The following is a 12026-nucleotide window of genomic DNA, read 5'->3' on the forward strand; positions in this document are numbered from 1 at the left end:
GCCTCATCGCTGGCAAGCCAGCTCCCACAGTGGATCTGTGTACGCCGGACTTGTGGGAGCTGGCCTTGCCAGCGATCGAGCGCGCAGCAGTCGTAATCCAGGCACCACCTGATGTGCTGGCTGTACCGGCCCCATCGCGGGCAAGCCAGCTCCCACAGTGGATCTGTGTACGCCGGACTTGTGGGAGCTGGCCTTGCCAGCGATCGAGCGCGTAGCGGTCGTAATTCAGGCAACACTGATGTGCTGGCTGGACCGGCCCCATCGCTGGCAAGCCAGCTCCCACAGTGGATCTGTGTACGCCGGACTTGTGGGAGCTGGCCTTGCCAGCGATCGAGCGCGTAGCGGTCGTAATCCAGACACCATCTGATGTGCTGGCTGTACTGGCCTCATCGCTGGCAAGCCAGCTCCCACAGTGGATCTGTGTACGCCGGACTTGTGGGCGCTGGCCTTGCCAGCGATCGAGCGCGCAGCAGTCGTAATCCAGGCACCACCTGATGTGCTGGCTGTACCGGCCTCATCGCTGGCAAGCCAGCTCCCACAGTGGATCTGTGTACGCCGAACCTGTGGGAGCGGGTCTTGCCCGCGATCGAGCGCGTAGCGGTCGCAATCCAGGCAACACCTGTATCGCGGGTCAAGCCCGCGTCTACAGGTTCTGCGCCAAGCTTGTGTGCGGATTTATCCGCGAAGGGTTGCGGAGCGCCCATAAATCACCAGCTCGCCACTGGTGGCAAGCACCAGGCTCATGCCGGTATAGGAGAACCCGAACGCGCGTACGTCGGTCTCGATCGCCAGGGTATGAAACTGCCAGGGCCGGTTGTAACGCGCGCCATGCAGCCAGGACCCCGGTTCGACCAGCAGCAGGTACTGCTCGGGCCAGGCCAGGGTGATGTTCTCCACCACCCAGCCATCGCTGGTGCTGATCGGCAGGCCACCGCCCTGAATGCCGGCCATGCGGATCACCCGGTCGTGCAGCGGGCCAATACCGCGGGTTTCCAGGTAATGGTCGCTGCCCAGGTTGTCAGTACGGTCGCGAGCGATCTTCTCGCCGGTGCGACAGTCGATCACACTGCGGCCGGAGCTTGAAGCCACCAACAGCCGCTCGCTGTCTCGGTCAAAACCGATTTCCAGCAGGCCGGCGACGGTGAACTGGCCTGTCCGCTTCCAGGGTGCTGGAGGTGGCGAGACCGGCCGTTGGCGGATGGCCTGGCGCAACGGGTCGAGGTGTCTGCTGGTCATGGCGCCTTCCAGTCCTGATGCGTCAGCCGGTACACACGTACGGGCCGCCCGTGGAACTGCACGGTATCGAAGGTATTGAAACCGGCTTTTTGCGCCACACGCAAGGAGGCGACGTTTGCAGACTCGATGATTGCAATGACGGCAGGCTGCTGTTGCTGGCTGAATACATACTCCAGCACGCCCCGCACCGCTTCGCTAGCGAGCCCCTGACGCCAAAAGCGCGTGGCCAGACGATAACCCAGGCTGGCCTGCTCCACCCATGACTTCGGGGTCACTGAGGATGGCAGTCAGGGCCGACAGGTCCTGACGAGAAAGTTCGCGGGCAAGCAAGCGCGGGGTTGCGAACCGCCCGGCGCTTGCTGCCGATAAAACATCAAATGTACCCACCCTGCCGTTCATCCGCCACATCACCCGGCAATGGCAATTTGCCAAGTGCTCGACTGAACTGTGGGTGTGCCCTTCATCACGCCTGCGAGGTGACCTCATGCGCTGGCTGCTGCTCGCCCTGACCCTGATGATCTCGGCCTGCACTTACCTGCCAGGCTCCCGGCATTTGATCGTGAGCAACCAGCAATCGCTACCTGAACCCACGCTGCACTACCTGGGCGTCGGTGGTTGGCTGGTCCACTGGAAAGGCGAAGGCCTGTTGCTCGCACCGTCGTTTTCCAACCCCGGCGGCCTGGGTATCCGTGGCCTGCCGCCGTTACGGGTCAAGGCCAACCCGCAGCGCATCGACGCGTTGATGCCAAGCGCCCGCGACGTGAAAATGCTCCTGGTCGGGCATGCCCACTACGACCATTTGCTCGATGTCCCCAGGGTCATGCACATCCATACCCCCAAGGCGACGGTCTACGGCTCGCAAACCGTCGGTCATATCCTTCATGCCGGCAAGGTTGATGCCCGCCGAATCAAGGTGCTGGTAGCAGACGAGATTGCCAACCCCTACCAGCCCAGCCGTCGCGGCACCTGGTTCTACTCCAACGGCCAGTCAGCCAAGGATGGCACCCGGCCCCAAGGGCCAACGCCCGGGATGATTCGCGCCATGCCGATCCACAGCGAACATGCCGGGCATGCCTTTGGCATCAACTTCATTCAGGGACAATACGATCACCCTCTCGGCACGCTCCCCCAAAGCCTGTTTGGCTGGCGGCTCGGTGAGGTAACCCTGGCCTGGCTGATCGACCTGCTCGACGAAAACGGCAAGCCGGTGTATCGCATCCATTACCAGGACAGCGCCGCCACCCCGCCTCTGGGCTTCCCGCCGCTGATCGCCGACGGCAAACGCATCGATGTCGAGATTCTCTGCGCCGCCAGTTGGGACCAGGTGCACAACTACCCTGCCGCCCTGCTGCGCATCACCCAGCCGCGTACCCTGGTGCTGGGGCATTGGGAAAACTTCTTCGCCAGCGACCCGAAAAAACCAGCACGGACCATCCCCTTGCAAGGCTACAAGGGGTTGCTCAAGCAGATGCCTCACTACACACCGGTCATACCCGAGCCGTTCTCCCAGGTACCGCTACCACCGCACGAGTAGAGCCCTGTGCGCACCATATTGTGTTTCGCAACCTGTGAACGCACACTCGGCCACGCCACGCCATGCCTCGCGGAGTCGACCTTGCCCACCCCACGCCAGTTCAGCAAGAAATCCAGCACCAGCAACATGCTTAATCTCAAACACCCCGAGGCGGCCTCTACTCCGGCCTATCAGGTGGGCTTCCTGCTGCTGGAGAACTTCTCCATGGCCAGCTTTACCGTGGCCATGGATGTGCTGGTGACGGCCAACCTGCTCAAGAGCCATCTGTATTTGAGCACGCCGTTTTCCCTGGACAGCGAACGGGTGACCAGTGACCTGGGCCTGGAGATCTATGCCGCGCACCTCGACCGCGCGGCCCTGGACAACCTCGATATGCTGATCGTCTGCGGCGGCTTGCGTACCCCGCTCAAGTACCCACAGCTGGACAGGCTGCTGGCCGATGCCGCCGCTCACCACCTGGCCCTCGGCGGGTTGTGGAACGGTGCCTGGTTTCTTGGCCGCGCCGGCGTGCTCGAAGGCTACAACTGCACCATCCACCCCGAACAACGGGCGAGCCTGGCCGAGCGCAGCCCGCAGTGCACCATCACCCCGGCAAGCTTTGTGCTCGACCGCGAGCGCCTGACCGCCGCCAGCCCCAACGGCGCACTGGAGATGATGCTGGCGTTGCTCAAGTGGCAACATGGTGAAGCGCTGGCCGAGGGTGTCGAGGAAATCCTGGCGTTTTCCAGTGCGCGCTTTCGCCGGGTCGACAGCAGCCAGAAAAAAACCATGAGCGCCCCCCTGCGCACTATCGTCGAGCTGATGGAAAGCAACCTGGAAGAAACCCTCAGCCTCGATCAGCTGGCCGCCTACAGCGGCCGTTCGCGCCGGCAAATCGACCGCCTGTTCCAGGCCCAGCTCGGCACCTCGCCAAGCCGCTACTACATGGAGCTGCGCATCACCAAGAGCCGGCGCCTGCTGCAGTATTCCGACCTGCCGCTGATGGACGTAGCGATTGCCTGCGGCTTTGTTTCGGTCTCGCACTTCAGCAAGTGCTACTGCGCCTATTTTGGCTACCCGCCTTCACGCGAGCAGCGCCTCGGCGAGTAAGTGCGGCGGTTGCCGCCCAGGCTCAAGCCGCCCTCCACCACCAGCACCAGCACCGCCAGCCAGATCGCCAGGTAGGTCGGCCACTGCGCCGGGGCGATGCTGTCGCCCAACAGCACCGCGGCGACCACCAGCAACACCGGCTCGACATAGATCAGCAGGCCGAACAGGGTCAGGTTCAGGCGCGGCGCCGACAGCGCCTGCAAGCCCAGCGCCGCCGCACTGATCGCGCCCAGGCCGAGCACCAGCCAGGGCAGGTTCGAGGCCAGCCCGGCAAGGCCGAGCACCACGCCACCCTTGAGCACGAAGTACAGGCTCACCGGCAGGCTCAGGCTCATGTCGAACCACAGCCCGCCCATGTTGTTGCTGTCGGTCACCCGGCGCAGCCAGAAGTACAGCGGGTAGCACAGGCTCACCACCAGCACCGGCCAGGAGATCGCCTTGGCGATGGCGATCTGGTTGATGATGCCCAGCGCCGCCAACGCACACGCCAGCAGTTGCAGGCGGCTGATCGAATCCTTGAACGCCAGGCGGCCGACAATCACCATGACCAGCGGCATGAGGAAGTAGCCCAGCGACACGTCCAGGCCATAGCCATTGATCGGTGCCCACATGAACAGCCACAGCTGCACGCCGAGCAAGGCCGCCGAAACCAGGCGAATCGCCCAGAACCCGCGCTCCTCGAACAGCCGCTGAAAAATCCGCCGCACTTGCGGCCAGTGCCCGCTGGCGACCACCATCAGGGTCAGGCACGGCACGGTCAGCAGGATCCGCCAGCCATAGATTTCGGCGCCATCCAGGGGCGCGAGCAGGCTGGTGTAGGCGTACATCACCGCGAACAGCACCGAGGCGAGGACATTGAGCGCTACGCCCAATGTGGAGTTATGCGCGGTCATTGCAAATACCTTAATCAGGGCCAGCAGAGGGTGATAATTTATTCCGCAGGCACTGATAAGTGCCCTCGTTTTCACCGCTCAAGATGAGAAATTTTTGCATGGACCTGGACGAATTCGACCTTGCCCTGCTCGCTGCCTTGCAGCGGGACAACAGCCAGCCCCTGCGCGAGCTGGCCGAACAGGTGCATTTATCCACGGCCTCGGTGCAGCGGCGTATTCAGCGTTTGAAAAAGTCCGGGGTAATACAGGCCAACGCTGCGGTCATCAACCCGGACAAAGTCGGTCAGGTGATTACCCTGATGGTCGAGGTGCATGCCGACCGCACCCAGTCGGCGGACCTGGACGCGATGAAGCGCGCCTTCTCAGGGCCGGCGATTCAGCAGTGCTATTACGTCACTGGCGATGCCGACTTCTTGCTGGTACTGACGGTGGCGAGCATGACCGTGTTCCAGGACATCGCCCAGCGGCTGTTTCACGATAACCCCAACGTGAAATGGTTTCGGACCGTTGTGGTGCTGGACCGGGTCAAGACGACGTTGCAGGTGCCGCTCTAGGCTGTGCGCCTGCCTGCACCGGCCTCATCGCTGGCAAGCCAGCGCCCACAGGGTTCCGGTGCATGCACATCCACTGTGGGAGCTGGCCTTGACCGCGATGGGTTGCAAAGCAGCCCCGCCATTATTGCGGCGGTAAAGCCTTTAGTGCCGCCGCCAACGCCTCGGCACTGGCATATTCCTTCTGCGCCACCACCTTGCCCTGCTCCAACTGAAGCCACAACACCTTGTCCTCAGCCCCCGGATACTGCGCGACGACCTTGCCGTCGCGGTCCAGCACCACCCGGTAGTTGTAATCGCGCATGGCCGGGATCGCGAACAGCTTGCTGATCAGCGCCGACATGCGCTGGATATCGGCGACGAACACCGCATCGCGCGCCTCCAGGTAGCCCTTGGGCTGCTCGCCCAGCGCGGCCTTGACCAGCTTGGCCGCGTCCATGTTGCGCGCCACCAGCAGCACGCGGGTCTGCGCGTTGAGGCTGTAGGCCTGGTCGTGCTGGTCAAGCAAGGTAAACGGCGCCAGGCGCTCGCCGACGTCGGCGGCACTGGCCAATAGCGGCGTCAGGCTCAGTAGCAGGGCAATGGCATATTTCACAGGTGACCTCGTTGTCAGTGCAGGACTGCTGATCCTAGCGTGGATACCAGGGCTAAAGTACCCTTTGCGGGAGAACATCCCGGCGCGGCAAGCGGCCATTGAGCACGGCATAAGCCCCAAGCCCAATCAGCAATCCCCAGAACGCCCCGCCAATCCCGAGCACATTGATATTGGCGGCCGCCGCCAGAAAAGTGATCAGCGACGCTTCGCGGGTTTGCGCATCGGCCATGGCATTGGCCAGGCTGCCACCAATGCTGCCCAGCAGCGCCAACCCCGCCAGGGTGCTGATGAAAGTGGCCGGAAAGGCCATGAACAGCGCGGCCAGGGTTACCCCGAAGACACCGACAACAAGGTACAACACGCCTGCTGCCACCCCGGCGATCCAGCGCTTGCCGGGCTCTTCGTGGGCCTCCTTGCCCGTGCAGATCGCCGCGGTGATTGCAGCGATGTTGAAGGCGTGGGCGCCGAACGGCGCCATCAACAGCGAGCCCAGTCCGGTAAGGGTGACGATGGGGTTGGCACTGGCCTTGAAGCCGTCATTGCGCAGCACCAGCATGCCGGGCATGTACTGGCCGGTCAGGGTAATCAGGAACAACGGCAGGGCTACGCTGAGCACGGCATTGAGCGAAAACACAGGTGCGGTGAAGACCGGCGCCGCCAATTGCAGGCGCAGCCCCGACAAGTCCAGTTGCCCGCGCATCAGCAAAAAGCCCAGCCCCAGCAGCAAAATGCCCACCACCGCATAGCGCGCACTGAAGCGTTTGAAGAGCAGATAGGCAACGATCAGCAGCGCGGCCAGCAGCGGGTCGACGCTCAGCCCGGCAAAGGCACCGATGCCGAATTGCAGCAGGATCCCGGCCAGCAGCCCCGCCGCAATGCCCGCTGGAATCAGGCGGATGAGCTTGTCGAAACAGCCCGATAAGCCCAGCAGCACGAACGCGGCCGCCGAGACCAGGTAAGCGCCTACCGCCTCGGCATAAGGCGTACTGGCCAAGGCTACGACCAGAAAGGCCGCCGCCGGGGTGGACCAGGCGGTGATGATCGGCTGACGCATCACCCAGCTGAGCAACAGCCCGGTAACGCCAACGCCGATGGATACCGACCACACCCAGGAAGCCGTGAGTGCGGGGCTCAAACCGGCAACCTGGGCCGCCTGGAACACCAGGATGAACGTCCCGCCATAGTTGACGATCACCGAGATAAGGCCGGCAATGATCGGATGGATGAGGTCGCTGGCGCGTATCGCTGAATCAGGCATAGCAGGTGGTTCCTTGCAGGTAGGCAGTGACGAGCGACCGAGTGTACGAATAGACTGGCCTGCCCATTCAGGCCAGTTTTTTCACTTACAGCAGACCACATGACAACCACGTTCGAGCTTGAAACCCTGAAGATGCGTGTCAACGACGCGCAGTTCGCGCCGCTGGACCTGCACCAGCGTATCCAGCGCGCCTTGCGTGCACTGATCCTTGAAGGCGCACTGGCCGGCGGCATGAAACTGCCGGCGACGCGGACCCTGGCCACGTCGCTGGGGGTGGCCCGCGACACCGTCGAGAACGCCTATGTGCAATTGCAGCGCGATGGCTACATCCTGCGCCGCGAGGGTTCGGGGAGCTATGTGTCGCACAACCTCGGCGCGCAACTGCACGGCGGCACGCAACGGCGCATCAAGGCCCAGGCACAAAAAACCAGTAACCGGCTGCCTGGCCAGGGCCTGAGCCAGCGTGGCCAAACCCTCTTCGACAACGGTGGCGTCAGCGATCAACAGGCAATCAAGGCCTTTGCCACCGGCCTGCCGGAAACCCGCTCGTTCCCGATGGATGTCTGGGAGCGCCTGCAACGCCAAGCCGTGAAAGACCATCGCGACAACGTCCTGCTACATGGTGACCCACAGGGCTGCGAGGCCCTGCGCAAGGCCATCGCCACCTACCTGAATCTGGAGCGTGGCGCCAAAGTGGCACCCGAGCAGGTGCTGGTGCTCAGCAGTACCCGCCAGGCGCTGTTCCTTTGCGCACAGATGCTGGTGGACGCCGGCAAGCCGATCCTGCTGGAGAACCCCGGCTACTTTGGCGCGAAAAAAGCCTTTGAGGCGGCGCAAGCGCGGATCGTACCCATCGACGTCGACGCCCAGGGCATCCGTACCGACCTGCTGCGTGCCGACCGCAGCGGCGCCCGCTGCGTCTACCTCACCCCTTCGCATCAGTACCCCACGGGCGCGACCCTGAGCCTGGAGCGCCGCCTTGAACTGATCAACTGGGCAGCGGAAAACGGCACGTGGATCATCGAGGACGACTACGACAGCGAATTCCATTACGACGGCCTGCCGACCACCTGCGTGCAGGGCCTGGACAGCCACCAGCGCACCCTCTACATCGGCACCTTCAGCAAGACCCTCTACCCCGGCCTGCGCATCGGCTACATGGTGCTGCCGGCGGAGCTGGTGGCGCCCTTCAGCGCGGCACGCAGCATCATCGACGGGCATACGCCGCAGGTGCTGCAACTGACCCTGGCGCGCTTCATGGACGACGGCCACTACAACGCCCATGTGCGAGCCATGCGCAAACTCTACGCCGGACGCCGGGCGTGCCTGCTCGAGGCCATTGGCAAGCACCTGGCGGGCATCGTCACCGCCATGCGCCCGCCGGGTGGCCTGCAGATTCCCTGTGTGCTCGAGCCGGGCTGGTCAGAACCACAGACCCAACGCCTGGCCGCCCGTGCCGGTGTGCAACTGCCCGGGCTCAGCCGCTTGTATGCCAGTGAACACAAGCAGCAGGGCTGGTTGCTGGGCTATTCATCACTGACGGCCAGTGAAATCGAAACGGCGATCCGGCAGCTGGCCAAGGCCCTGAAACAACCATCGCGTCAGTGAAAAATAGTGGTAGCAACTATCTGTGGGAGCGGGCTTGACCCGCGATGAGGCCAGTACAACCAGCACATCAGGCGGCGCCTGGTTTACGACCGCTTGCGCTCGATCGCGGGTCTAGTCGGGACGCCGCACCGCCGCTCCCACAGGTCGCTCCTCGAGCAGTTGCTGGATCACCTGCTCCTGGGTGTCGTAGGCGCCCTCGCCAAAGTGCACATAGCGCACCTGGCCGTTGCCGTCGACGATGTAGTGCGCCGGCCAGAACTGGTTGCCGAAGGCGTTCCAGATCGCATAGTCGTTGTCGATGGCCACCGGGTAATCGATGTCCAGCTTGGCCACTTGCTCGCGCACATTGTCGACCACCCGTTCTTCGGCGTACTCCGGGGTGTGCACGCCGATCACCACCAGGCCCCGCTCAGCGTAGCGCTTGGCCCAGGTGTTGACGTGCGGCAGGCTGCGTCGGCAGTTGATGCACTCGTAGGTCCAGAAGTCCACCAGCACCACCTTGCCCTTGAGCGCTTCGCGGTCAAGTGGCGGCGAGTTGAGCCACTGCACGGCACCCGCCAGCTCCGGCATCGGCCCCAGTACTTCAAGGCTTGCAGGCGTGCCAGCGAAAAGGCGGTTGCCCAGGCCTGCGGCCGCCAGCAGCACGGCCAGCAAGGCGGCCAGGCCCAAGGCCCGGCGGCGGGTAGCGTTAACGTTGATGTTCATGGACGAACCTCCCTGGTCGATGGCTTAACCGCCTTCATGGCAGTCGCTGGCAAATTTCTGGTACTGCAGGCGGTGCTCCTTGCCCTGGGAATCAAGGTAGTCCATTTGCGCATTGACCACGCCGCAGCCGATGCGGCTGTCTTCGTGCAAGGCCAGGACCTTGTGCACATCCAGTTGCTGGCCATAGCGATAGGGCTGCACCGGCACGTTGTCGTTGGCCTGGGCGGCAATGGTGCCGAAGCTCAGCAGGGTCACCAGGCTGGCAGTGGCAAGGGGCTTGATGTTCATGGCGGTACTCCCGAAGCAGGTTGCAAGGCGGTGAAGGGTTCCACCGCGTTGCTGGCTATTTCAGGCCCGCCAGGTATCGCCGATGTGTCCGGATCGCGCCGTTTTGCCTCCTCAGGTATCTATGGCCACAGCAGATACACTGCAATACAAACCCCGGCAGGCAAGCGACACCGGCCTCGGTACACTTGCCGCCACCACCATGACGGGAGCCGGACGATGGAGCATGTCGATCACATCCTGATCGTCGACGATGATCGCGAGATCAGGGAGCTGGTGGGCAACTACCTGAAAAAGAACGGGCTGCGCACCACCATCGCCGCCGATGGCCGGCAGATGCGCGCCTTCCTCGAGTCCAATGTGGTCGACCTGATCGTGCTCGACATCATGATGCCCGGTGACGACGGCCTGCAGTTGTGCCGCGAACTGCGCGCCGGCAAGCACAAGGCCACGCCAGTGCTGATGCTGACCGCCCGCAACGACGAAACCGACCGCATCATCGGCCTGGAAATGGGCGCCGACGATTACCTGAGCAAACCCTTTTCGGCTCGCGAACTGCTGGCCCGAATCAACGCCGTACTGCGCCGCACGCGCATGCTGCCACCGAACCTGACCGTCAGCGAAAGCAGCCGCCTGATCGGTTTCGGCCACTGGCGCCTGGACACCACGGCGCGTCACCTGCTCGACACAGACGGCACCCTGGTGGCCCTGAGCGGCGCCGAGTATCGCCTGCTGCGGGTGTTCCTCGATCATCCGCAACGGGTGCTCAGCCGCGAGCAACTGCTCAACCTCACGCAAGGCCGCGAAGCGGATATCTTCGACCGCTCCATCGACCTGTTGGTCAGCCGCCTGCGCCAGCGCCTGCAGGATGACGCCCGCGAGCCGGCCTACATCAAGACGGTACGCAGCGAGGGCTATGTGTTCTCCTTGCCGGTACAACGGGTCGAGGCCTGAACATGACTACCCTGTTGCGCTGGCCGCGCACCCTCGCCTCGCGCCTGGCGCTGATCTTCTTCACCGGCCTGGTGCTGGCTTATGGGCTGTCGTTCAGCTTCCAGTTCTACGAGCGCTACCAGAGCTCGCGCTCGATGATGCTCGGTAACCTGGAGCAGGACGTCGCCACCTCCGTGGCCATCCTCGACCGCCTGCCGGCCGCTGAACGCGCCGCCTGGCTGCCGCGCCTGGAGCGGCGCACCTACCGCTACCGCCTTGATAGCGGCGAGCCCGGCCAGCGCCTGAGCATGGACGATGCGCCCATGGCCGCGCTGTCCATCAGCAAGGCCCTGGGCGGCCAGTACGCGCTGGACTACCAGAACATCCCCGGGCCCACACCGCACTTCCAGGTGCGCCTGCGCCTAGCCGATGGCAAGCCGCTGACTGTAGACGTCACCCCGGCGCCGGTGCCGATGTCGAGCTGGCTGCCCGTGGTCCTGCTGATCCAGCTGGCGGTGCTGTTGCTGTGCACCTGGCTGGCGGTGAAAACCGCGATCCGCCCGCTGACCCGCCTGGCCGAAGCGGTCGACCAGCTCGACCCCAACGCCCCGGGGCCACAGCTGGACGAAAGTGGCCCACGGGAAGTGGTGTATGCCGCGGTGGCCTTCAATACCTTGCAGGCGCGCATCGGCGCCTACCTGAAAGAGCGCATGCAACTGCTGGCGGCGATCTCCCATGACCTGCAGACGCCGATCACGCGCATGAAGCTGCGGGTCGAAGCCATGGACAATGGCCTCGACAAAGACAAATTCTGGAGCGACCTGGAGGCCATGGAACACCTGGTGCGCGAAGGCGTGGCCTATGCCCGCAGCATCGATGGCAACAGCGAGGTGCCGTGCCGGGTCAACCTCGATGCCTTTCTCGACAGCCTGGTGTTCGACTACCAGGACAGCGGCCAGCCGGTCGAGCTGCACGGCAAGAACGGCGCGCTGATCGAGACCCGCCCGCAAGCCTTGCGCCGGGTGCTGGTGAACCTGATCGACAACGCCCTGAAGTTCGCCGGCGCGGCGCAGCTTGAGGTGCACAGCAGCGCCAACCACAGCACTGTGATTCGCGTGCTCGACCAGGGCCCGGGGATTCCCGCCGAAGAGCTCGACGCGGTATTGCAGCCCTTCTATCGCGTGGAGAACTCGCGCAACCGCAGCACCGGCGGCACCGGCCTGGGCCTGGCTATCGCCGCGCAGCTCACCCAGGCCATCGGCGGCTCCCTGACCTTGAGCAACCGGGCCAGCGGTGGGCTGTGCGCGCAGATCGAACTGCCCTGAAGCCGCTGGCGCGG

General features: G+C 64.0%; 12 protein-coding genes and 1 pseudogene. 6 read left to right on the forward strand and 7 right to left on the reverse strand.

Features of this window, described 5'->3' with window-relative positions:
• Nucleotides 1-675: 675 nt before the first annotated feature.
• Together PspR32_RS15915 and PspR32_RS15920 are read right to left on the reverse strand one after the other, a co-directional pair.
• A complete protein-coding gene (locus PspR32_RS15915) occupies nucleotides 676-1236 on the reverse strand; it encodes a hypothetical protein (RefSeq protein ID WP_036996167.1) in 561 nt (186 codons plus the stop codon).
• A complete protein-coding gene (locus PspR32_RS15920) occupies nucleotides 1233-1493 on the reverse strand; it encodes a GNAT family N-acetyltransferase (RefSeq protein WP_010226842.1) in 261 nt (86 codons plus the stop codon). Before PspR32_RS15920 ends, PspR32_RS15915 begins: the two co-directional genes overlap by 4 nt.
• Before the next feature lie 227 nt (nucleotides 1494-1720).
• Between PspR32_RS15920 and PspR32_RS15925 the strand changes: the two genes are divergently transcribed.
• Together PspR32_RS15925 and PspR32_RS15930 are read left to right on the forward strand one after the other, a co-directional pair.
• Nucleotides 1721-2770, forward strand: coding sequence for an MBL fold metallo-hydrolase (locus PspR32_RS15925; RefSeq protein ID WP_159388859.1), 1050 nt, complete (start codon nucleotides 1721-1723; stop codon nucleotides 2768-2770).
• 81 nt (nucleotides 2771-2851) lie between these two features.
• Complete coding sequence (locus PspR32_RS15930) at nucleotides 2852-3859, forward strand: GlxA family transcriptional regulator (protein WP_100782470.1); 1008 nt, start codon at nucleotides 2852-2854, stop codon at nucleotides 3857-3859.
• On the opposite strand, the gene rarD is transcribed toward PspR32_RS15930, so the two are convergent.
• Nucleotides 3823-4752 (reverse strand): EamA family transporter RarD, encoded by a 930-nt coding sequence (gene rarD, locus PspR32_RS15935; protein WP_036996172.1) that lies wholly within the window; start codon nucleotides 4750-4752, stop codon nucleotides 3823-3825. The genes PspR32_RS15930 and rarD overlap by 37 nt on opposite strands.
• A gap of 98 nt (nucleotides 4753-4850) precedes the next feature.
• Here rarD and PspR32_RS15940 point away from each other — a divergent pair, with 98 nt between their 5' ends.
• Nucleotides 4851-5306, forward strand: coding sequence for an Lrp/AsnC family transcriptional regulator (locus PspR32_RS15940; protein WP_159388860.1), 456 nt, complete (start codon nucleotides 4851-4853; stop codon nucleotides 5304-5306).
• 121 nt (nucleotides 5307-5427) lie between these two features.
• Here PspR32_RS15940 and PspR32_RS15945 read toward each other — a convergent pair whose 3' ends face one another.
• Entirely contained in the window at nucleotides 5428-5898 is a 471-nt protein-coding gene (locus PspR32_RS15945) for an FAD/FMN-containing dehydrogenase (protein WP_159388861.1), read from the reverse strand.
• 52 nt (nucleotides 5899-5950) lie between these two features.
• Entirely contained in the window at nucleotides 5951-7156 is a 1206-nt protein-coding gene (locus tag PspR32_RS15950; protein ID WP_159388862.1) for a benzoate/H(+) symporter BenE family transporter, read from the reverse strand.
• A gap of 99 nt (nucleotides 7157-7255) precedes the next feature.
• Between PspR32_RS15950 and pdxR the strand changes: the two genes are divergently transcribed.
• Complete coding sequence (gene pdxR / locus PspR32_RS15955) at nucleotides 7256-8764, forward strand: MocR-like pyridoxine biosynthesis transcription factor PdxR (protein ID WP_159388863.1); 1509 nt, start codon at nucleotides 7256-7258, stop codon at nucleotides 8762-8764.
• 111 nt (nucleotides 8765-8875) lie between these two features.
• On the opposite strand, the pseudogene PspR32_RS15960 reads toward pdxR, so the two are convergent.
• Both PspR32_RS15960 and PspR32_RS15965 read right to left on the reverse strand, forming a co-directional pair.
• Nucleotides 8876-9466, reverse strand: a pseudogene (locus tag PspR32_RS15960) (thioredoxin family protein); the annotation flags it as partial.
• A 27-nt stretch (nucleotides 9467-9493) separates the two neighbouring features.
• Nucleotides 9494-9757 (reverse strand): DUF2790 domain-containing protein, encoded by a 264-nt coding sequence (locus PspR32_RS15965; RefSeq protein WP_010226826.1) that lies wholly within the window; start codon nucleotides 9755-9757, stop codon nucleotides 9494-9496.
• Nucleotides 9758-9973: 216 nt separating this feature from the next.
• Here PspR32_RS15965 and PspR32_RS15970 point away from each other — a divergent pair, with 216 nt between their 5' ends.
• Together PspR32_RS15970 and PspR32_RS15975 are read left to right on the forward strand one after the other, a co-directional pair.
• A complete protein-coding gene (locus PspR32_RS15970; RefSeq protein WP_010226824.1) occupies nucleotides 9974-10708 on the forward strand; it encodes a response regulator in 735 nt (244 codons plus the stop codon).
• Between the two features lie 14 nt (nucleotides 10709-10722).
• Nucleotides 10723-12012 (forward strand): sensor histidine kinase, encoded by a 1290-nt coding sequence (locus tag PspR32_RS15975; RefSeq protein WP_159389395.1) that lies wholly within the window; start codon nucleotides 10723-10725, stop codon nucleotides 12010-12012.
• Nucleotides 12013-12026 lie beyond the last annotated feature (14 nt).

Origin of the sequence: Pseudomonas sp. R32 (assembly GCF_009866705.1) — a bacterium.
Taxonomy (GTDB): Bacteria; Pseudomonadota; Gammaproteobacteria; order Pseudomonadales; family Pseudomonadaceae; genus Aquipseudomonas; species Aquipseudomonas donghuensis.

Coding starts and splice junctions, on each gene's coding strand:
- PspR32_RS15940 (WP_159388860.1), top strand. CDS start 4,851: ATGGACCTGGACGAATTCGACCTTGCCCTGCTCGCTGCCTTGCAGCGG.
- pdxR (WP_159388863.1), top strand. CDS start 7,256: ATGACAACCACGTTCGAGCTTGAAACCCTGAAGATGCGTGTCAACGAC.
- PspR32_RS15965 (WP_010226826.1), bottom strand. CDS start 9,757: ATGAACATCAAGCCCCTTGCCACTGCCAGCCTGGTGACCCTGCTGAGC.
- PspR32_RS15915 (WP_036996167.1), bottom strand. CDS start 1,236: ATGACCAGCAGACACCTCGACCCGTTGCGCCAGGCCATCCGCCAACGG.
- PspR32_RS15950 (WP_159388862.1), bottom strand. CDS start 7,156: ATGCCTGATTCAGCGATACGCGCCAGCGACCTCATCCATCCGATCATT.
- PspR32_RS15970 (WP_010226824.1), top strand. CDS start 9,974: ATGGAGCATGTCGATCACATCCTGATCGTCGACGATGATCGCGAGATC.
- PspR32_RS15925 (WP_159388859.1), top strand. CDS start 1,721: ATGCGCTGGCTGCTGCTCGCCCTGACCCTGATGATCTCGGCCTGCACT.
- rarD (WP_036996172.1), bottom strand. CDS start 4,752: ATGACCGCGCATAACTCCACATTGGGCGTAGCGCTCAATGTCCTCGCC.